Origin of the sequence: Nostoc sp. FACHB-280 (assembly GCF_014697615.1) — a bacterium.
Classification (GTDB): Bacteria; Cyanobacteriota; Cyanobacteriia; order Cyanobacteriales; family Nostocaceae; genus Nostoc_B.
The window spans coordinates 35,094-55,156 of sequence record NZ_JACJSD010000014.1 but is presented as its reverse complement, the minus strand read 5'-3'; the positions used below and the strand labels follow the sequence as shown (position 1 = coordinate 55,156).

The following is a 20,063-nucleotide window of genomic DNA, read 5'->3' as shown; positions in this document are numbered from 1 at the left end:
CATCATTTCATCAAGCTTAAGCATGGCAAATATTAACGAAATTATTCTCCGAGAGGTTAATCCTTTTAACCGAATCAACCCAAAACCGATGAATTTTTGGGAAGAACAACAAAACGCATCTCTAAATGTTGATTCTATTCATCAAGAAGTAATTAATGATATTCAAGAATTTCTCGATTTAGTCGTTACAGATCATCGCAGTCGTTCTGTTATGATTGTAGGTGATCCTGGTTCTGGTAAAAGTCATTTATTAGGTCGTCTCAAACGAACTCTTAATGCCAAGGCTTTTTTTGTTTACATACTATGTGATTGGGCTGATAGCAATAATATTTGGAGACATATTCTACGCTATACAGTTGATAGCTTAATTCAAATTCCAGATGAGCAGACAGAATCTCAATTAATGTTATGGCTAAAAAGCTTGTCTGCTTTCACTAAGCGGAGTCTCAAACAGCGATTTTTTAACGACAATATATGGGAATTTTTATCAAGTGACAGACAGAAATTTATTAAGCATCTGAAAGATACCTATAAAACAGCACGAATATACAATCCCGATATTTTTTTTGGACTGTTACATGATTTAACTAATCCAGAACTTTATACATTAGCTTGTGAGTGGTTGCGAGGTGACTCTTTAAGTGAAGAATCGATGCAAGCTCTTAAAGTTAAACAATGTATTGAGTCAGAGGATGAAGCTAAGAATATTCTAGCTAATTTTGGAAGAATCTCTACAGAAACTAAACCTATTGTATTATGTTTTGATAATCTAGATACAATGCCGAAAATGCAGGATGGATTTCTAGATATACAACCATTTTTTGATGTAAACACAACTATTCATGGTGAATCACTCAAGAACTTTTTAGTAATAATTAGTATTATTACTAATACATTAAATATTCATCAAAACCGTATTCAACAAGCTGATAAAGCTGGAATTCATAAATATCTCAAGCTCAAGTCTATTAATTTAGAGCAAGCAGAGTCTATTTGGGCTTATCTTCTTAAGAATTTACATATTCAGGCAAGTAGCCTTCCAAAATCACCAATTTTTCCATTAGAAAGACAGTTGTTAGAAAGTAATTTTCCCGGTAAAAAGACTTATCCTAGAAATGTGATTAATCTAGGTATGGTAGCTTATCAAACATATAAAGAAAATATTAAAGAGGAATTTTTTAAAAAAAATAATCAAGAAATAACCGAGAATGGCAAGGAAAATACACAGAAAAAAACTGATATAAGTACCACTAAAAATACAACTGACACAATAAATAACGTAGAAGAAATAATTCAGGCTGAATTTCGGTTGTTATGGGAACAAGAGTACAAAAAAACTCAGCTAAAAATCAAAAAAATTAACTTAACAGCATCTTCTGATTTAATTCGGATGCTCCAGGAAGCTATGGAGTTATGCGGAGTACAACAAATTAAGCCAAAACTTTTAAATGGTAGATTTGCAAGCTATTCCTTAAGTTATCAAAAAATTGGTAAACGAGACAAGATAGGAATAGTATGGACAGAAGATGCCAATATGAATAGCTTTTTTCATGTTATGAGTGCTTGTCAAAAAGTTATTCAGCAAGATATTTGTCAAACTTTATATTTGATTCGTTTAAGTAGTGTAGGACAAGGACGACTTGTGGGATATCAAATATATCAACAAGTTTTTACAGCAACTAATCATATTCATCTCAAACCTTCATTAACTTCTGTTCATTATTTGGCAACATATCATAACCTAATAAATGCCGCACTTTCTCAAGAATTAGTAATTCATGGTAAAGTGATTAATCTGCAATATTTACAATCACTAATGCAGTCATCGAAGATATTACACAAGTGTACCTTATTACAGGATTTAGGACTTGTCGCCAAGCAAGAACCTGTTAAAGATAACGGAAATTACAAGAAAGAAGATTTACGCCCTGTTAAAGATTTTTTAGTAAATCTAGTTAAAACTCAAAGCTTTATGGGTGTACCTACTTTGATAAAGAATTCTGTTGATCAGTTCCCTAATGTGAAAGCAAATGATGTTCAGTTATTAATTGAGCTTTTATGTCAAGAGAAGAAAGTAAAAATTATTAACCCAAAGGCTAAGTTACAAGACCAATTAATTTGTTTAGTCGCCTAACTTATGTTTATTCAATGTTATCAATGCACTACCTGACAGAACCAGCCACAATTCAAGAAGTAATGTCGCAATTAACAACGACTAAAATATTGTGGTTAGATACAGAAATTGCTAATTGGTATACTTCACAACCTAAATTATCGTTGATTCAGGTATTAGCTGACCCTACAGATAGCACAGGCTCATCTGCTTATATTTTTGATGTACTAAATAATCATGGGTTAGTGGCTAATTTCATTAATCAAATCATGATTAACCCTCAAATTGAAAAAGTATTTCATAATGCTGTATTTGACTTAAAATATTTAGGAAGTCATCTAGCAAAGAATGTAACTTGTACTTTACAACTTGCGAGAAAAATTACACGCCAAAAATTGCAAACGTCGAATTTAAAACTGAAAACTTTAGCAGTTGAACTCTGTCATTTTTCTAATATCAACATAGCAGAACAATCTAGTGATTGGGGAAAACGCCCTCTCAGCCAAAAGCAGTTAGAATATGCTGCAATGGATACAGTTTATCTAGCTGCTGTGCATCATCAGCTAATTAAAATATATAATCCTAATATTGTTATGGTTAACAATGGCTCACAGCATTTAACAAATAAATCGCAAAATTCTGCTTTAAGTGTTACTAAAGTTAGATTGGCTTTTGAGTGTCCAAGGCTGTTTTATCTAAATCATCAATTTGGTGATAAAGCAATATTTTTACCACAAGATACAGCTATTGGTATTGGTAATCCCTTTCATCAGTTAGCAGATAAGTTTGTTAAATTAGCTATTATTGAGCCACAGTTTAGTAATTTATTTAAACCACCTGCATCACAGTTAAATTTAGAAGAAATTACGACTGCATTGCAACAGTTATTTTATCAACTTGAGTTTTTTCCTTATTTACAAAAAGCTATCCAAAAAGATGGTGAACAAGGACAGACGCTTTTACAGGTTTGGAATGGATTACAAGGACTCATCAAACGCTTTGCAGAACTATTATTAACTAATCGTCACCATTGCAATGCAGAGACATTAATTAGTAACACTTTTTTATCTCAAGAACGCAATATTGAATATAATTTTCCTCTTCCAGATACAACACAACAATTAGTTAGAGGTGAATTTGACTGTCTGGTGTTTAATTTTGAAATTAATCGCCTGTGTGTGGTGGAGTTTAAAACCTATCAACCTGTAGATCCTTCAGCGCAATTAGCTCAGGTTGCACTTTACAGTTATATGTTACACCAACAGAAAAAAGTTCCGGTTGATTCTGCGGTTTATTGTGTATTACCTGAGTTTAAAGAGTATCGTTATTCTTGGGAACAGTTAGAAAATACAGTACATCAGTTAATTCCTCATAAATTACTACAAATGCAGCAATGGTTGACTTGGGAATCTCCTCATCCCAACCCACCACCGCCAACAACTCAGCCTCATTTGTGCAAAATTTGTCCTCAACAGCAAAAGTGTCAGACTTTTTTTGGTGTTGTAGAATTTGATCCCCCCCAGCCCCCCTTCAAAAGGGGGGAGGAAGAGATAGAAGATAGTCAAGAAACAGCAAATGCTGATGAGATAGGGGAAACTTTAATTAATACTTTGCAATCGTTTGGTGTGGGTGTTGATTATCAAGGTGCTGCTGTTGGGCCTGCTTTTATCAGGGTTAAATTGAAGCCTCATCTTGGCGTGAAAGTGAATGCTTTACTGAAGTTATCGGATGATTTGCAAGTGCAATTAGGGTTAGCAAATGCACCTTTAATTGCACCACAAGCGGGATATGTCAGTATTGATTTACCTCGTCCAGATAGGCAAATTGCCCATTTAGAAAAGTATATTCAAGCAAAATTTTTACCTGCAACTGCACCTGTAAAAATTGCTATTGGGGTAAACATAGAGGGTGAATTATTAGAAGCAGACTTATCAGATCCGAATTCTTGTCACTTTTTAGTTGGTGGGACAACTGGTAGCGGTAAGAGTGAATTTTTGCGATCGCTCCTCCTCAGCTTACTATATCGTTATGCACCGCAACATCTCAAAATTGCTTTGGTTGACCCCAAGCGCGTCACGTTTCCAGAGTTTGAACGGATGGCTTGGTTATATTCACCAGTCGTCAAAGATAGCGATCGCGCTGTCGGACTTATGGAAGAATTAGTAACAGAGATGGAGTCTCGCTATCAGCAGTTTGAAAAAGCGGGATGTGCTGATTTAAGCACTTATAACCAGTGTTCTTCCCAGTCTTTACCTCGCATTGTCTGTATATTTGATGAATATGCAGACTTTATGGCAGAAAAAGAAATTCGCACCGTACTAGAACAAAGTATCAAACGTTTAGGAGCAATGGCACGCGCCGCAGGTATTCATTTAATCATTGCTACCCAACGTCCAGAAGCTAAGGTGGTTACACCAATTATCCGCGCAAATTTACCAGGACGTGTTGCTTTACGAACCGCCAGTGAAGCAGACTCAAAAATTGTCCTGGGAGGAACAGAAACCTCTTCTGCTTACTTATTGGGTAAAGGTGATTTACTTTACCAAGTGGGCTCTCAACAGCATCGTTTACAAAGCTTATTGGCCACAAATATTCAGTTACCCTCCGTTTAGGTAAATAGGTACTGCTATAATTTGAAAGTTTTAATTTTTGATTTCCCACAAATATTAAATTTAACGAAAGTTTTAAGCGTTCAGGATGGGTGTACGCTACCTAGATGGGAATGCGTCATCAGAGGAATTAACCAATGGGATATGTAATTGCTACTGCAAATATGAAAGGCGGTGTAGGGAAAACGACTCTCACCGTCAACTTAGCCACTTGTTTGGCGAAAAATCATGGTAAGCGGGTACTGGTATTAGATTTAGATACCCAAATCAGTGCCACGCTGAGTCTGATGTCGCCTTTAGACTTTGCCAAGCGTCGCAAACAAAGATTGACATTTAGATATTTAATCGACGATGTTATCAATCCAGATCCCAATAGTAAGGTAACAATTAACGATATTATTCAAACGCAAGTTTGTGGACTTTCAGAACTACATTTATTGCCAGGTGATATCGATTTATATGATGAGTTTGTGGTGTCAGAAATGCTGCACAAACAAACGGTTGCTTTTGGTGAACAAAACTTTGAAACTGTGTGGAATCGCTTTGAGCGAGTATTGATAAATAACATTTTAAAACCAGTGCGAGAGCAATATGATTTTATTCTGTTAGATTGCGCTCCTGGTTACAATTTGTTGACTCGCAGTGCTTTAGCTGCTAGTGATTTTTATATCCTCCCCGCCAAGCCAGAACCACTATCTGTAGTCGGGATTCAACTGTTAGAAAGACGCATTGGTCAGTTAAAAGATAGTCACGAACAAGAAGCACAAATCAATATCAAAATGCTGGGAATTGTATTTAGTATGTGCAATACTAATTTGCTCACTGGCAGATATTACAAACAAGTTATGCACCGGGTTGTGGAAGATTTTGGTGTAGAACAAATTTGTAAGGCACAAATTCCTGTTGATATTAATGTGGCTAAAGCTGTTGATAGTTTTATGCCTGCTGTGTTGAATGCACCTCAGTCTGCTGGTTCTAAAGCATTTTTGCAGTTAACTCAAGAGTTATTGCAGAAGTTATAGGGGAGAGGTGATAGGTGACAGGTAATAGAAAATGATCTGTAACCTGTCACCTACTTCCTAAAAAGTTTCAGCAGCGATCGCACTTAAACTAAAATCAAGATAGTTCATCAAGGTATGGGTTGGAAATTGAGCAATGGTCACAGAAACAATTACGCTGCAAATTCCACAAATACTTTATCAACGTTTAGTCAACACTGCCCAGGCTCAACGTCGTCCCATTGAAGAGGTAATAGTTCATGCTTTACAGGTAGGAAGTCCACCAGCATGGGACGATGTACCAGAAGAATTTCAAGCTGATATCGCAGCTTTAGATAAACTAGATGACAATAGTTTGTGGCAAATTCTCCGCAGTTGCAAAACAGTAGAGCAAATGGAGCGATATGACTGGCTATTAGAGCGTAATTCTAGTGGTAGCATAACAGATGCAGAAAAATTAGAACTCATGAAACTGCGTCACGAAACTGACCTTTTTATGCTTTGTAAAGCTCAAGCTGCTGTTTTACTCCGTTGGCGGGGACATCATGTGCCAAGTTTGTAAGATATTGTGTCTAAATACATTCCTGAAAGTTTAAAAAATCAAATAGCATAGTCTTTTTTGACCTCTCCCCTTGGCAGACATACTGCACTCAACCAAAACCCTGTATCCGCTTACCAAATTTGACTTAAATCTAAAACAAATCCTGCTAATATATCTTCACCGCTTAATGTCAAAGGATTATCTAATTCTTCTACAGCTTGTTCTGGACGATAAATAAATACTTTGTGTTGTTTTCTATCTATTAACCAACCTAATTCTGTGCCATTAGCTATATATTCTGCCATTTTTTCTTGTAATGTTTTCAAATTATCTGTCTCTGAACGCAATTCCACCACAAATTCAGGACAAATAGGTGCAAACCTCTTTCTTTGTTCTACAGGTATTGTTTCCCATCTGGCTTTTTTTATCCAGGCTGCATCAGGAGAACGCACTGCACCGTTAGGTAAGGTAAAACCACCGCTAGAACCAAAACCTACACCTGTACCATCTTGCTTTGCCCATATCCATAATTGACCAGTTAAATTAAAATTGCGTTCATCTGTTTCTGAGCCTGTGGGGGGCATAATCAATAATTCTCCAAGGTGATTACGTTCAATACGAAAATCACGATTTACTTGACAGAAATCAAAAAGTTGCTCGTCACTTACGATGATGTTTGGTTGCATTTTCAACACCATTCCTAAGAGGTCTGTGATTACAGGTAATTGGGTGTTCATCATCTTGGAAAATATAAATTCCTAAATAAATGTAGAAACGTTTGATCAAACGTCTCTACATTCATGTTAAACCTGTTTTAAAACTCACCAACTAAGGCGGGAATGCACCTTTCACACAATAAAGGATGCTCTTGTGATTCTCCCACATGGGTTGAGTAGTTCCAGCAGCGATCGCATTTTTCGCCATCTGCATTCACTACCCCAATTTGCCAGTCTACGGTTTGCGCGGTGTATTTTAATCCTTGCAATTTCTCCGGTGAATCTAATACTTCCACCTGAGATGTCAGCAATAAATACCGCAGTTCATCAATACCGTTACCCTTGCTGGGGTTAAAGGCTTTGATAGCATCACCTAACTGTTTGTGAGGGATATGAATCAAAGCTTTAGCTTCCAGGGAAGAACCAATCATTTTTTCTATCCTGGCTTGTTCTAAAACTTTGTTAACGTCAGTGCGGAGTGAACGCAAAGTCTCCCAAAATTCCCCTAAATCTGGATTATCCCATTCATCTTCTAACTTCACCCAACCAGCTTGAAACACTGATTTGTAGGGTGTTTTGTAGGGGAGATATTGCCAGATATCTTCCGCAGTGTGACAGAGAACAGGTGCGATCGCTCGTGCTAAATTTTCTAAAGCGATGTGTATCACTGTCTGACAACTGCGACGGCGGAAAGCATTCGGCGCACTGATGTACAATCTATCCTTGGCGATATCTAAGTAGAAGTTAGATAAATCGACCACGCAGAAATTCTGCACAGTTTGGAAGAAGCGGAAGAATTGGAAACTCTCAAACGCTTCCGTCACTTCTTGAAACACCTCACGAATGCGGTGCAGCATATATTTATCTAACTGCGGCAAATCCTCAAAAGGTATTGCATCTTTTTCCGGGTCAAAATCATGCAAGCTTCCCAACAAGAACCGCGCTGTATTGCGAATCTTACCGCGCACATCGTTAAGCTGCTTGATGATATTTTTCCCAATGCGGACATCACCAGAATAGTCTACCGATGATACCCACAATCTCAACACATCTGCACCATAAGCTGGGTCTGATTTTTGATTTTTCCCGCCTTCAATGATGGCATTGGGGTCAACCACATTTCCTTCTGATTTACTCATTTTCCGCCCTTGCTCATCCAAAGCAAAGCCGTGAGTTAATACAGTTTTATAAGGTGCAATGCCATTTACCGCTACACTAGTCAGCAAACTCGACTGGAACCAACCGCGATGTTGGTCAGAACCTTCCAAATAAATATCAGCAGGGTAGCGTAACTCTGGACGTTGCTTAAGCACAGCCGCCCAAGATGAACCAGAATCAAACCAGACATCCATTGTGTCTGTACCTCTGCGGTAAGACTTGCCGTTGTTGCGATAAGATTCTGGCAATAATTCTTCTACCGACAATTCCCACCAAGCATCAGAACCTTTTTCGGCAACGATAGCTTGAACATGGTTGATAGTTTCCTCATTTAACAGAGGTTCGCCAGTTTCATCATCATAGAATACCGGAATTGGTACACCCCAAGAACGCTGACGAGAGATACACCAATCAGAACGTTCCGCCACCATTGGCGTGATGCGATTTTCACCTTGGGCTGGTATCCATTTTACAGAAGCGATCGCCTTTAATGCTTCATCCCTAAATCCTTGCACCGAAGCAAACCACTGTTCCGTCGCCCGAAAAATCGTGGGTTTCTTCGTCCGCCAGTCATAAGGATATTTATGCTGGTAAGGTTCCTCCTTCAACAGCGAACCCGCCGCCGTCAGCGCATCAATTACCGCCTGATTTCCATCACCCAACACATTCAACCCAGCAAACTGTCCCGCTTCCTCGGTAAAGTTGCCATTGTCATCCACTGGTGCAAGGATGGGCAAACCATAACGCTGACCCACAATGTAGTCTTCTTGACCGTGACCAGGGGCAGTATGTACCAACCCAGTACCTGACTCAGTAGTGATATAATCACCACCCACCACCACCGGACTTTCCCGATCATATAAAGGATGACGGTAAGTAGTATGTTCTAACTCCTTACCCTTAAAAGTAGCCTTCACCGTCAACTCAGCCGAGATAGTCGCTGCTAGACGTTCCACCAAATCCGCTGCCACAATCAGATACTTAAATCCTCTCTGCGCGACGGACACTTTGCTCAAGTCGGGAGACCCGCCCACGCAAGTGTCCTCCTCCGCGTCTCTGCGTGAAACCTCCACAACCGCATAATTCAAATCCCCATTCACCGCAACAGCCAAGTTACCGGGAATTGTCCAAGGTGTAGTTGTCCACACAGCCACACCCAACTCTGGCAGATATTCTCCCAAAGTTGATTTTGCTACCTCTGACAAACCAGTCACAGGGAACGCAGCATAGATACTCCGCGAAGTATGACCTTCTGGATATTCCAATTCCGCCTCAGCCAAAGCCGTTTTAGAACTAGGACTCCAGTGAACAGGCTTCAACCCACGATAGATGTATCCTTTCAACACCATCTGCCCGAATACACCAATTTGCGCCGCTTCATATTCCGGCTTTAGGGTGAGATATGGGTTATCCCAGTCACCCCAAACACCATAGCGTTTAAAACTTTTACGTTGGTCATCTACCGTTGCTAAAGCAAACTCTTTGGCTTTTTGCCGCAATTGCAAAGGCGTTAAACTCTGCCTTTCTGCCGACTTAAGATTTTGCAAAACCTTCAGTTCAATTGGTAAGCCGTGACAGTCCCAACCAGGCACATAACGAACCTTACGCCCTTGTAACAACTGGTAGCGATTAATAATATCTTTGAGAATTTTATTTAAGGCATGACCAATATGCAGAGAGCCATTTGCGTAGGGAGGGCCATCATGCAGTATAAATAATTCGCCTGGGTTTTCTTGCGACAGGCGTTCAAAAATTTGATTGTCTGCCCAAAACTTTTGGATTTCCGGTTCACGCTTGATGGCGTTAGCCCGCATCTCAAAATTAGTTTTAGGTAGATTTACAGTGTCTTTGTAACTTCCAGTTTCCGTCACAGCTTCATGCCTAAGAATATATGTGCAGGTTTTATCAATTATAGAAGATGGCAGGAAGCTCAAAAAATTAACTTGACAATATGTTCTCAAAATGAGAACATATAGAAGTTCGACAAAATAAAAAAATATTTAGTTTTGATATCAAAAATAAAAAATGCACCTAATCAGCATTCGTAATTTACGTGCTGATGCTGGTAAATATCCAGATGCAGTAGAGTCAGTTAACTCTTGGTATCAAATTGTGAAATCTGCATCATGGCAAAACTTCAACGAAGTTAGACAATTTTACCCAACAGCAGATGTAGTAGGTAATTTTACAGTTTTCAACATAAAAGGTAATACTTATCGCCTAATTGTTAGCATTGATTATGAAATTCAAACTGTTTATTATAAATATTTTCTGACTCACGCTGATTATGATAAAGAAAATTGGAAAAATGACCCTTTCTTTTGATATTTTTTAGATAAAATTAAAATTAGGTTGCACTATTTGGTAGTGCCTAAAAGTCATACTTACTTTTGAGGATTGGAGTAAGTCATGATACGGGTCTTCGCCGTCAACGGATGTTAAATATGAATATTTTGTTTAATCAAAACTCTTACAGTGAACTGCTAGTTGAGTTTCAACCTAAAGTAATCGCAACAGAAGAAGAATACGATCGCACTCTAGAAACTGTAGAAAAATTAATGGTATGTAAAAATCGTACACCAGAACAAACCGCCATACTACAGTTGCTAGTGACTCTCATTGAAGAGTTTGAAAAAAAACACTATCCTATTGAACCATCATCGCCTCATGCAATCCTTAAGCATTTGATGGAAGCGCGAGGAATTAAACAATCTGACTTGGTGGGAATTATTGGTTCTAAAGGCGTGGTTTCCGAAGTTGTGAACGGTAACAGAGCAATTAGTAAAGCTCAAGCAAAAGCATTAGGAGAATTTTTTCATGTGTCTCCTGCATTATTTATTTAGTCGCTAGTTTAATTTGTGCGATCGCCACTAGCAACTTGAGATCACAGCAAAACCCAACATGATCATAAAATCAAGCTGGGTTTTACAAAATTTAACGAATTCAACTATTTGGTGGTATTTGTTCTGGTGGGGCTTCCGCAGGGGGAGCAAGCACCGCATCAGGCGCAATTTCTTCTACGGGGATTGGTTCTATATTTTCTGCTTCAGGATGTGCTTGCGCGGCTTCCACCAACTCCGGGGATGGGGGATGGGGTGGAATTACTTCTGGAACCACCTCAGTTACAGGTGCAGCATCTGTAGTCGCAGGTACTTCTTCAGTCGCAGGTTCTGGAATGGGTGTAGTTTTGTCAATAATCTCAACAGCAGGTTGCTCTACTGGTACATTTTTACTGACAGGTGGTTGTACTTTGCTTTTCACACCGCCAAAGGTGCTACTCAAACTTTGTTGTAATTTGCCAAGGCGTTCTGGAAGAGATACCTTTGTCACCTGTGCTTGCAGAGAAGTTTTCACAGCTTCCGAACTGGGTACAGGCGTTTGTTGTAACTGTGGTGTGACTTGGCGACGCAGTGATAAAGTTTGCCAACCAAACCACACCAAAAGAGCCACACTCGCCACATGGCCTAGTAATAATCCGCCGCTAATGTGGGGGGCAAACACCCATAATACTAAAGCGTAAAACAGCCCAATGCCGCTCCAAATAAAATCATTCTTGCGATGGATTTCAGGGAAAAAGAACGCCGATATGTAGAGTAATAAACTACCAATACCGACCACCAAAGCTAGGACGTATGCCAGCATTTTTGGTTACTCCTTAACTATTTGTTATCAGGTATTAGGGACTGGATACAGGAAAATTTATCTTAATTTAAGGAAAAATTATTCTGAATTTAATCCTTTATCCCATCTGCCTAATGCCTAAACTAGATACTCCAATTTTGCAAATTTTGTAGCACAATTGTTGAATTAGATACAATTTAAAACTTGTTATATGTGATGTTAGTTCTGAGCTTTTAGCAATCAAGGTAACTCTTAATGTCTTCTTTAGGGGATAAGAGAAACTCTCGGATTACCCTAAAAGATGAAAGAATCTGCAAGAGTTAGCCAAACTAGTTATGACACTACAAAGCTTTGGTGTGATTGGATTAGCTGTTATGGGCGAGAATATCGCTCTCAACGTGGAACGTAACGGTTTTCCAATTGCAGTATACAACCGCTCCCGCGAAAAAACCGATGCTTTCATGGCTGAACGTGCGCCAGGACGTAACGTTAAAGCGGCCTTTACTTTAGAAGAATTCGTCGCCGCACTAGAACGTCCCCGCAAAATTCTAGTAATGGTGCAAGCTGGTAAACCCGTAGATGCGGTGATTCAACAGCTAAAACCTTTGCTCGACGAAGGCGATATCATCATTGATGGCGGCAACTCTTGGTTTGAAGATACCCAAAGACGTACCGAAGAATTAGAACCCCTAGGTCTACGGTTTCTCGGTATGGGTGTAAGTGGTGGTGAAGAAGGCGCATTAAACGGCCCTTCTCTCATGCCCGGTGGTACCCAAAGTTCTTATGAGTATCTCTCACCAATTTTCAATAAAATTGCTGCCCAAGTTGATGACGGCCCTTGTGTGACATACGTTGGCCCTGGTGGTTCCGGTCACTATGTGAAGATGGTACACAACGGCATTGAGTATGGTGACATGCAGCTAATTGCTGAAGCCTACGACTTGCTGAAAAATGCTGGTGGACTTGACCACAATCAACTTCACGAAGTGTTTGCTGAATGGAACACCACTGACGAACTCAACTCATTTTTGATTGAGATTACAGCTAATATCTTCCCTTACATTGACCCAGACACCAGTCTACCTTTGGTAGATTTGATTGTAGACGCAGCAGGTCAAAAGGGAACTGGTCGTTGGACTGTACAAACTGCGTTGGAATTAGGCGTTTCTATTCCTACCATTACAGCAGCCGTAAATGCGCGGATTATCTCTTCAATTAAAGATGAACGGATAGCTGCATCTAAACAACTCTCAGGCCCCAGTGGCAAATATAGCGGTACTACCAAAGAGTTTATTAACAAAGTCCGGGATGCGTTATATTGCTCCAAGATTTGTTCTTACGCTCAAGGGATGGCGCTGCTATCTACAGCTTCCAAAACCTTCAACTGGAATTTGGATTTGGGCGAATTAGCTCGGATTTGGAAAGGTGGCTGTATTATTCGCGCTGGCTTTTTGAATAAGATTAAAAAGGCATTTACCGAAAATCCTGCATTGCCTAACTTGCTCTTAGCTCCTGAATTTAAGCAAACAATTCTAGACAGACAAGCAGCTTGGCGGGAAGTGATCATTACTGCTGCTCAACTGGGTATTCCTGTCCCAGCTTTTAGCGCATCTTTAGATTATTTTGACAGCTATCGCCGCGATCGCTTGCCCCAAAACCTCACTCAAGCACAACGCGACTACTTCGGCGCACACACCTATCTGCGTCTCGACAAACCCGGTTCTTTCCACACAGAATGGGTTCCCATCGAAGAAGCTAAAAAGTAAACTTTCACTTTTGAGTATGTTGTGAAAGTTTAAATTGCTGTCTGTTGCAAATTAGAAAGTGACTCTGAAATTCAGAGTCACTTTCTTTTGGTATTTATTAAATAATTTATTGATACTTAGTTATGAAACAAATAATAGAAAATGTAAAACAAACCATAGAACAGAAAAAAATACTTTGGGCTTATCCAGTTGCCTAAGAATTACAAAAATATCATTATATTTTAGCAATTAAATGGGGGATAGCATGTATACAAATATATTCATTAGATAGAAAATCTGATAAATTTTCCCAGCTTGATAAATATGTTCAGCAAGCAATTGAAGAGGCAAATGTCTTAACTTCTTTACAGTGTTATGAAATTGGTCAAAAAATATGGTATTTGCCTGAAAGGGAAGAAATACAAACTGCTATAGCTCGATTGTGGTGGTCTATTGAAGCCTTTAAAAATGAAGCAGAGCATCTTGGCATCATGGAAACTACTGCTGCTGTTGAATTAGTATTACCTGATATATCTGATTACCATTTATTGTTTCAATATCTAGAAGCTGCTGTCAGAATTTATGAAAAATACAAATCCCAAAATTATGTTGATAATTAGTAACCAAGGAAGTACTTTAGTACAAGTATGTCAACAATCTTCTTCACTCAAGTAAAGCCGAATGAACTCTTGAGCTGCTTCTGAATTAATTTTTTGTAAACCCTTGCGGATTTCTAGTATTGCGTCAGATGTTGGCGATCTAGTCTCGTTTACCCAACCATTAATACTAGACCTTGCTATACCCATTGCCACAGCCAGTTGATTCTGGCTGATGTCGTAAATCTCCAAGACCTGTTTTAGTGCTTTACCTGCTTTCCCCATTTTTTAGATTTTGTCAGGGAATTAAAACTAAGTAAATGTACCTGATTGCGTACATTAAGGTAGACTGAATCTTATGTACCTGATTGCGTACATAAATTTAAAAATCTTAGGTATAACTCAATGGCTGAAGAATTTGTCTCTAATACACCTGACTTTATTGACCCTGCTTCATCTCAACCAAAACGCGAGTCTGTCAAAATTCTCCTGATTGGTTCCCGACGCGGTATCAATAGCATTATTCACTGGCTGTATCGTCTTGGCTTTGTCGAAGTAGCAGCTTGGAGTAAGCCGCAAATTGCACCAAACAGTGAAGATCAGCAAATGATGAGTATTACGGTTAAACAGGTAACTCTAGATTGAGGACTAAAAAAGAGCGATCGCTCTTTTTTTCAATAACCCAATATCGCTACTAAAATCCTAATTAGCTCTTCTATATCCGCCGGAACTCTATATAAATTTAAGTCCTGAGTTATTTGTTTATTTTCTCGATTTAATCCACCAAATTGCCAGATATCACCTGTAGAAACTGCCCCTTGTAGATAAACATCTTGAGAATCAGTCCACCTATCTAAAGCAATTAATTCTACTGCTAGTTGAGTAAATCCTCTGGCTAAATCAGCATTTTTGGCTTCTACAACTAAAAGCTTCTGGTCAGTATGCAGATAGTAATCAAGAGAACCTTTTAACTGTTCTGTAACCGTCAAAGGATATTCAATTCTCAATTGAGCGCGGGTGTAATGAATAACATCTAATAAAATTGGCGCGATTAATAACTCTCTCCGGGCTGCTTCACTAGTTAAACTTATATATGGCAAACTTTCTTCTATTCTGGATTTGAGATTGATCAATCTGTCTAATTCAGCATTTGACTTTGGCAAATTTAGAGTAGAACGTTTTAAAGAATAACCAAATTCAGCCAAGATATCTTCTGGCTCAAATAACATCTCAAAATAGCTTCGGAAAGTGTAAGACTGATTTGGTTGGAGGATAGGAATTTTGCTCATATAGTTCAGAGAGGCTAGGGGTTAGGGACTAGAGAAATGCACCTCATTTAGATAAAAAATCCGAAGTTAGCTATAAACAAATCTACTCCCTATTCCCCAATCCCGACTCCTTACCGCATCAACAACCGCCGACGCAGCAAATCTATTGCTGTACAGGCGCTTAAATGACGAATAAAAGTGCGATCGCGCATTGTCCCAAAACGCTGCTCAAAACTTTTCACTTCGTTATTTGGCCCAGCTAAACCGATATAAACTAAACCCACAGGCTTGGTATCCGTTCCGCCACCAGGGCCAGCAATACCAGTAATACTCAATCCCCAACTAGTTTCTAAGCGGCTTTTCACTCCCATAGCCATTTGTTCAGCTACCACAGGACTCACAGCCCCAAATTTCTCTAAATCTTCTGGGTTTACCCCCAATAACCGCACCTTTGCCGAGTTATCGTAAGAAATGACCCCACCCCAAAAATAATCAGAACTACCAGCAATTTCTGTGAACATTTGCCCCAATCCACCACCAGTACAAGATTCGGCTACTGATACAGTTTCGCCTGCTGAACGCAACAACTCACCCACCACAGAAGCTAAAGTATCATCATCAGCACCATAACAATCTAACCCGGCAATTTCTTTCAATTGTTGTTCAATAGGTGCAATCAATTCCTCGGCGGCGGCTTCTGATGTTGCTTTGGCAGAAATTCTTAGTCTTACCTCTCCCTTACCCGCGTAAGGTGCAACTGTTGGGTTGGGTAAGTTGAAATAAGAAGACACTTTTTCCGCTAAAGCCGACTCACCAATACCCCAAAATCTTAAACTCCGGCTATAAATAATTTCCTTACCCCAGCCTTGGCTTTGCAGAAATGGTACTGCTGTTTCGTACCACATTCTGTACATTTCACTAGGAACACCAGGGAAAGTAAAAATCGTAATTTCCGGACGAGGTTGCCAAATAATCCCCGGTGCGGTTCCTGTTGGGTTGGGTAAAACTTCAGCACCTTGGGGAATTAAAGCTTGCTTGCGGTTGGTGGGAGTCATCACCCGACCCCGTTGAGCAAATTTCTGAGTAATATCTTCGATAATTTCTGGATCTTCTACTAAAGGTGCGCCAAAAAAATCTGCAATGGTTTCACAAGTTAAATCATCTGGTGTGGGGCCAAGACCACCCGTAAAAATTAAAATATTCGCTCTAGCAATAGCAATTTCAATAACTTTCTTTAATCTTTCGGGATTATCCCCCACCACTGTTTGATAATAATGAGGAATGCCGAGTTTCGCTAATTGTTGGGCGAGGAATTGAGAATTACTGTTGAGAATATCACCTAATAGCAGTTCAGTACCAACACAAATAATTTCTGCACTCATAATAATTAAAGCAAAAGGTAAAAGAAACAGGCTTGATCTAAATAGAATTCAGAAGTCAGGAATCAAAATGGCGGATAAACTTTAAAATAACCAGCTAAGTCTTTCGCTCATTAGTGGTGGTTTTTTCCTCCACTTATTAATTCTGAATTCCGACTTCTGTATTCTTATTTAAAATACTGTATTTCTTTTACCTTACTAATTTTTACTTTTGCTGAGAGCGTTTCCAAACTCGCCAACTGGTATAAGTTAACAATGAGGTAGCACCAAAAGCATAAGCAATACCACTAGGGATACCAGCTACGGCTAAGGCTAAACTGCCAACCCAGAGTGTAAGTGTATAAATAAATAACACAGTCCAGCGATGAGATAAACCCGCTTGTAGTAATCGATGGTGTAAGTGACATCTATCTGCTACCCAAGGCAATTGACCACGACGAATGCGGGTCAAAATGACTGCGGACATATCTAAAATGGGTACTGCCAAAATTAAATAAGGCAAAATTACGGCGGTAAAAGCTGGAACTTTCACCAAACCAATTACGCCTACAGCCGCTAAGGTAAATCCCATAAAATAAGACCCGCCATCTCCCATAAAGATTTGGGCGGGGTTGAAATTATAGCGGAGAAAACCTAATGCTGCGCCAGCTAAAGCAGCTGCAATTAAGGCTGCGGCTGGTTGGTGCATAAATAAAGACACCAAAAGCATAACTATGGCTGCAATTCCCGACACACCAGCCGCTAAACCATCTAAACCGTCAATCCAGTTGATAGCGTTCACCATCCCCACCAGCCAAATTACGGTAATTGGCAAACTTAGCCAGTTTAGTTCAACTATGCCTATGGTAGGGACTGTAATAAAGTCTATACTTACACCTGCTTTCCACGCGCCAGCAGCAACAATTACTTGTAAAATCAATCTTCCCAAGGGAGACAGATTGAGTAAATCGTCTGCTAAACCAATGAGAAAAAAGCCTAAACCCCCCAAGGTAACGCCCCAAATTTGCCATTCTTTGTCAGGTGGTAAATTGGCAAATCCACCTAGCCACCAAACAATGAGTAGAGAAATGAGAGTACCTGCGAAGATAGAAACTCCACCCAGACGTACCATTGGGCGTTCATGAACTTTTCGACCACCAGGTTTATCTACAGTTCCACTTTTTATACCAATGTTTTTTACATCAGGCGTAGTCCAGAGAACGACTACGGCTGCGACCAGGAAGGCAATCAGATGATAAATCTGAGCAGGCATCTGTATTTTAAATTAAGTAGTGGTTAAGACAAAACTCTGCCGAGGGAGGGTTCTACTTAATATCTACTACATTTTCGGTTTTTATCAGCAGAAGATTTTTAAGTCAAAAGGTAAAAGGCAAAAGTAAAAACCAATAATTCTTTTGCCTTTTTACTTTTAACTTTTGACTTTATGCTAGTGCTGGTACGGGAATTTGCAGGTGTGGGTATAGGGGGAAGCGATCGCACAATGCCGCTACTCGATGTTTACAATCAGCTGCAACTGCTTCTGATTCGGGGTTGAGCAGGCGATCGGCAATAATATCACCAATTTCGGTAAACTCTGCTACACCCAATCCTCTAGTAGTCATAGCAGGAGAACCTAGTCTCAAACCACTGGTAACAAATGGTGATTGGGGATCAAAGGGTACGGTATTTTTGTTGGCAGTAATATTTACACCGCTTACTAATTGATCGGCTTGTTTACCTGTCAAACCAATGGAGCGTAAATCTACCAGCATCAAATGGTTATCTGTACCATCAGACACTAACTTTAAGCCACGGTTTTGTAATTGTGTGGCTAAAGCTCGTGCATTTTCAATTACCTGTGCAGAATAGGTTTTAAACTCTGGCTTTAAGACTTCACCAAAAGCTACTGCTTTACCTGCAATGACGTGTTCTAAAGGCCCGCCTTGAGTTCCAGGGAAAACTGATTTATCTAGCTTTTTACCCAGTTCTGCATCTTTAGTTAAGATTAATCCACCTCTAGGGCCTCGCAGGGTTTTGTGAGTAGTCGTTGTGACAACATCACAGTAAGGAATGGGGTCGGGATGTAAGCCAGAAGCCACTAAACCAGCGATGTGAGCAATATCAGCTAATAAATAAGCACCTACTTCATCCGCAATGCTACGGAATTTTTCAAAGTCAATAATCCGAGGATAAGCCGAATAACCACAAATCAAGAGCTTTGGACGCTCCCTTAACGCCAGCTCTCGAATTTGGTCGTAGTCGAGTTGTTCTGTGTCTTTGCTGACACCGTAGTGGCTGACTTGGAACCACTTACCCGAAACGTTAACAGGCGAACCGTGGGTCAGGTGTCCACCATGAGACAAATCCATCCCCATGATTTTGTCGCCTGGTTCCAGTAAAGTCAGGAAAACTGCAAAGTTTGCTTGTGCGCCGGAATGGGGTTGGACGTTAGCATGAGCCGCACCAAACATTTGTTTAGCTCGGTCAATGGCGATTTGTTCGACTTTATCAACAAATTCACAGCCGCCATAATAACGTTTACCGGGCAGTCCTTCAGCATATTTATTAGTTAAGACTGAACCTTGAGCTGCGAGTACAGCCGCAGAGGTAAAGTTTTCACTCGCAATCAATTCTAGGTGGTCACGTTGACGCTGGAGTTCTTCATTTATTAATCCAGCGATCGCGGGGTCAGAAGATGCAAGAAAATCTGAATTAGTCCTAGTCACTTTAACTATCCTTAGTGGAAATTGGGACAATGGTATTTTTTGGAACTGAGTTTCAAAGTAATAACTCGCAGTCAAATGTTTACATTGCCAGATTTATTGACTGCTGACTATTCACTATTGGTAGTAACGGAAATTGATTACTTAGCTCCCAGCCCGATTAAGTCCCATTGATGTGTTAATTATTATAAAGCTCTTTCTGGAACATGAACTTAACAGTTATTTAGAGAATACAACAAACATTACTCTTGGGTTAAAAATTTATGTATTGAGTTATTACTCCATAACTCAATCGCCGAAAGACTCAACATACAATAAATTTAAGGTTCAGTGAGGAATCTTTGGCGATTAACCTCATTTTTCTCAAAAACAGCTTTAGACAAACAGCACAGCCCAACTAAGCAGCTAAACCAAAGCTAAAGAAGTCAGGAGTCAGAATTCAGCAGCCAGAAGGGTTAAAGAATAAGGAACAATATTTGATAAATTTATTTCCTGACTTACTACTGAACTTTATTATTCTGACTTCTGACTCCTGAGTGCTGAATTCTTACACCAAAGCAATTTGGCTTTGATGTAAAACTTGGGTAAATTCTGTCACCAGCAGTTCTTGAGCTATC

17 protein-coding genes are annotated in these 20,063 nt (G+C 39.6%); 9 read left to right on the top strand and 8 right to left on the bottom strand.

Translation table 11 applies throughout. The features are described 5' to 3' along the window. Window positions 1–22 precede the first annotated feature (22 nt). From H6G75_RS12585 to H6G75_RS12570, 4 genes are all read left to right on the top strand, one after another. On the top strand, window positions 23–2,134 hold the full coding sequence (locus H6G75_RS12585; protein ID WP_190980342.1) for an AAA family ATPase: 2,112 nt from the start codon (window positions 23–25) through the stop codon (window positions 2,132–2,134). Window positions 2,135–2,157: 23 nt separating this feature from the next. Beyond that, the gene (locus H6G75_RS12580) at window positions 2,158–4,725 is read left to right on the top strand and encodes a DNA translocase FtsK (protein WP_190980340.1); all 2,568 of its coding nucleotides are present in this window, start codon (window positions 2,158–2,160) and stop codon (window positions 4,723–4,725) included. Window positions 4,726–4,859: 134 nt separating this feature from the next. Further along, complete coding sequence (locus tag H6G75_RS12575; protein WP_190980338.1) at window positions 4,860–5,744, top strand: ParA family protein; 885 nt, start codon at window positions 4,860–4,862, stop codon at window positions 5,742–5,744. A 133-nt stretch (window positions 5,745–5,877) separates the two neighbouring features. Then, window positions 5,878–6,282, top strand: a complete 405-nt coding sequence (locus tag H6G75_RS12570) for a hypothetical protein (RefSeq protein WP_190980336.1) — start codon at window positions 5,878–5,880, stop codon at window positions 6,280–6,282. Between the two features lie 110 nt (window positions 6,283–6,392). Here the strand turns inward: H6G75_RS12570 and H6G75_RS12565 are convergent, their stop codons facing one another. Together H6G75_RS12565 and ileS are read right to left on the bottom strand one after the other, a co-directional pair. After that, complete coding sequence (locus H6G75_RS12565; RefSeq protein ID WP_190980469.1) at window positions 6,393–6,998, bottom strand: Uma2 family endonuclease; 606 nt, start codon at window positions 6,996–6,998, stop codon at window positions 6,393–6,395. A gap of 77 nt (window positions 6,999–7,075) precedes the next feature. Further along, window positions 7,076–10,006, bottom strand: coding sequence for an isoleucine--tRNA ligase (ileS, locus tag H6G75_RS12560; RefSeq protein WP_190980334.1), 2,931 nt, complete (start codon window positions 10,004–10,006; stop codon window positions 7,076–7,078). 154 nt (window positions 10,007–10,160) lie between these two features. On the opposite strand from ileS, the gene H6G75_RS12555 reads away from it, so the two are divergent. Together H6G75_RS12555 and H6G75_RS12550 are read left to right on the top strand one after the other, a co-directional pair. Continuing rightward, window positions 10,161–10,460 (top strand): type II toxin-antitoxin system HigB family toxin, encoded by a 300-nt coding sequence (locus H6G75_RS12555; RefSeq protein ID WP_190980332.1) that lies wholly within the window; start codon window positions 10,161–10,163, stop codon window positions 10,458–10,460. A 119-nt stretch (window positions 10,461–10,579) separates the two neighbouring features. Then, window positions 10,580–10,978 (top strand): type II toxin-antitoxin system HigA family antitoxin, encoded by a 399-nt coding sequence (locus H6G75_RS12550; protein WP_190980330.1) that lies wholly within the window; start codon window positions 10,580–10,582, stop codon window positions 10,976–10,978. A gap of 100 nt (window positions 10,979–11,078) precedes the next feature. On the opposite strand, the gene H6G75_RS12545 is transcribed toward H6G75_RS12550, so the two are convergent. Continuing rightward, complete coding sequence (locus H6G75_RS12545) at window positions 11,079–11,777, bottom strand: Ycf66 family protein (RefSeq protein ID WP_190980328.1); 699 nt, start codon at window positions 11,775–11,777, stop codon at window positions 11,079–11,081. A gap of 314 nt (window positions 11,778–12,091) precedes the next feature. Between H6G75_RS12545 and gndA the strand changes: the two genes are divergently transcribed. Both gndA and H6G75_RS32785 read left to right on the top strand, forming a co-directional pair. Beyond that, on the top strand, window positions 12,092–13,522 hold the full coding sequence (gene gndA, locus H6G75_RS12540; protein ID WP_062297919.1) for an NADP-dependent phosphogluconate dehydrogenase: 1,431 nt from the start codon (window positions 12,092–12,094) through the stop codon (window positions 13,520–13,522). A gap of 380 nt (window positions 13,523–13,902) precedes the next feature. Beyond that, entirely contained in the window at window positions 13,903–14,121 is a 219-nt protein-coding gene (locus H6G75_RS32785; protein ID WP_206757371.1) for a hypothetical protein, read from the top strand. 30 nt (window positions 14,122–14,151) lie between these two features. On the opposite strand, the gene H6G75_RS12530 is transcribed toward H6G75_RS32785, so the two are convergent. Then, window positions 14,152–14,382: a helix-turn-helix transcriptional regulator gene (locus H6G75_RS12530; RefSeq protein WP_190980326.1), complete on the bottom strand. Its 231-nt coding sequence runs from the start codon at window positions 14,380–14,382 to the stop codon at window positions 14,152–14,154. Window positions 14,383–14,502: 120 nt separating this feature from the next. Here H6G75_RS12530 and H6G75_RS12525 point away from each other — a divergent pair, with 120 nt between their 5' ends. Then, window positions 14,503–14,742, top strand: coding sequence for a peptide ABC transporter substrate-binding protein (locus H6G75_RS12525; protein WP_190980324.1), 240 nt, complete (start codon window positions 14,503–14,505; stop codon window positions 14,740–14,742). A 29-nt stretch (window positions 14,743–14,771) separates the two neighbouring features. On the opposite strand, the gene H6G75_RS12520 is transcribed toward H6G75_RS12525, so the two are convergent. The 4 genes from H6G75_RS12520 to glyA form a co-directional block, all read right to left on the bottom strand. Continuing rightward, on the bottom strand, window positions 14,772–15,386 hold the full coding sequence (locus H6G75_RS12520; protein WP_190980322.1) for a hypothetical protein: 615 nt from the start codon (window positions 15,384–15,386) through the stop codon (window positions 14,772–14,774). Between the two features lie 110 nt (window positions 15,387–15,496). Further along, complete coding sequence (locus H6G75_RS12515) at window positions 15,497–16,747, bottom strand: competence/damage-inducible protein A (RefSeq protein WP_190980320.1); 1,251 nt, start codon at window positions 16,745–16,747, stop codon at window positions 15,497–15,499. Between the two features lie 202 nt (window positions 16,748–16,949). Continuing rightward, a complete protein-coding gene (locus H6G75_RS12510; RefSeq protein ID WP_190980318.1) occupies window positions 16,950–17,996 on the bottom strand; it encodes a glycosyltransferase family 4 protein in 1,047 nt (348 codons plus the stop codon). A 169-nt stretch (window positions 17,997–18,165) separates the two neighbouring features. Further along, window positions 18,166–19,449, bottom strand: coding sequence for a serine hydroxymethyltransferase (gene glyA / locus H6G75_RS12505; RefSeq protein WP_190980316.1), 1,284 nt, complete (start codon window positions 19,447–19,449; stop codon window positions 18,166–18,168). Window positions 19,450–20,063: the final 614 nt, after the last annotated feature.

What these genes read in the sequence shown, in the direction of transcription:
- H6G75_RS12585 (WP_190980342.1), top strand. Translation starts at nt 23, where the DNA reads ATGGCAAATATTAACGAAATTATTCTCCGAGAGGTTAATCCTTTTAAC.
- H6G75_RS12580 (WP_190980340.1), top strand. Translation starts at nt 2,158, where the DNA reads ATGCACTACCTGACAGAACCAGCCACAATTCAAGAAGTAATGTCGCAA.
- H6G75_RS12575 (WP_190980338.1), top strand. Translation starts at nt 4,860, where the DNA reads ATGGGATATGTAATTGCTACTGCAAATATGAAAGGCGGTGTAGGGAAA.
- H6G75_RS12570 (WP_190980336.1), top strand. Translation starts at nt 5,878, where the DNA reads ATGGTCACAGAAACAATTACGCTGCAAATTCCACAAATACTTTATCAA.
- H6G75_RS12565 (WP_190980469.1), bottom strand. Translation starts at nt 6,998, where the DNA reads ATGAACACCCAATTACCTGTAATCACAGACCTCTTAGGAATGGTGTTG.
- H6G75_RS12555 (WP_190980332.1), top strand. Translation starts at nt 10,161, where the DNA reads ATGCACCTAATCAGCATTCGTAATTTACGTGCTGATGCTGGTAAATAT.
- H6G75_RS12550 (WP_190980330.1), top strand. Translation starts at nt 10,580, where the DNA reads ATGAATATTTTGTTTAATCAAAACTCTTACAGTGAACTGCTAGTTGAG.
- H6G75_RS12545 (WP_190980328.1), bottom strand. Translation starts at nt 11,777, where the DNA reads ATGCTGGCATACGTCCTAGCTTTGGTGGTCGGTATTGGTAGTTTATTA.
- gndA (WP_062297919.1), top strand. Translation starts at nt 12,092, where the DNA reads ATGACACTACAAAGCTTTGGTGTGATTGGATTAGCTGTTATGGGCGAG.
- H6G75_RS12530 (WP_190980326.1), bottom strand. Translation starts at nt 14,382, where the DNA reads ATGGGGAAAGCAGGTAAAGCACTAAAACAGGTCTTGGAGATTTACGAC.
- H6G75_RS12525 (WP_190980324.1), top strand. Translation starts at nt 14,503, where the DNA reads ATGGCTGAAGAATTTGTCTCTAATACACCTGACTTTATTGACCCTGCT.
- H6G75_RS12520 (WP_190980322.1), bottom strand. Translation starts at nt 15,386, where the DNA reads ATGAGCAAAATTCCTATCCTCCAACCAAATCAGTCTTACACTTTCCGA.
- H6G75_RS12515 (WP_190980320.1), bottom strand. Translation starts at nt 16,747, where the DNA reads ATGAGTGCAGAAATTATTTGTGTTGGTACTGAACTGCTATTAGGTGAT.
- H6G75_RS12510 (WP_190980318.1), bottom strand. Translation starts at nt 17,996, where the DNA reads ATGCCTGCTCAGATTTATCATCTGATTGCCTTCCTGGTCGCAGCCGTA.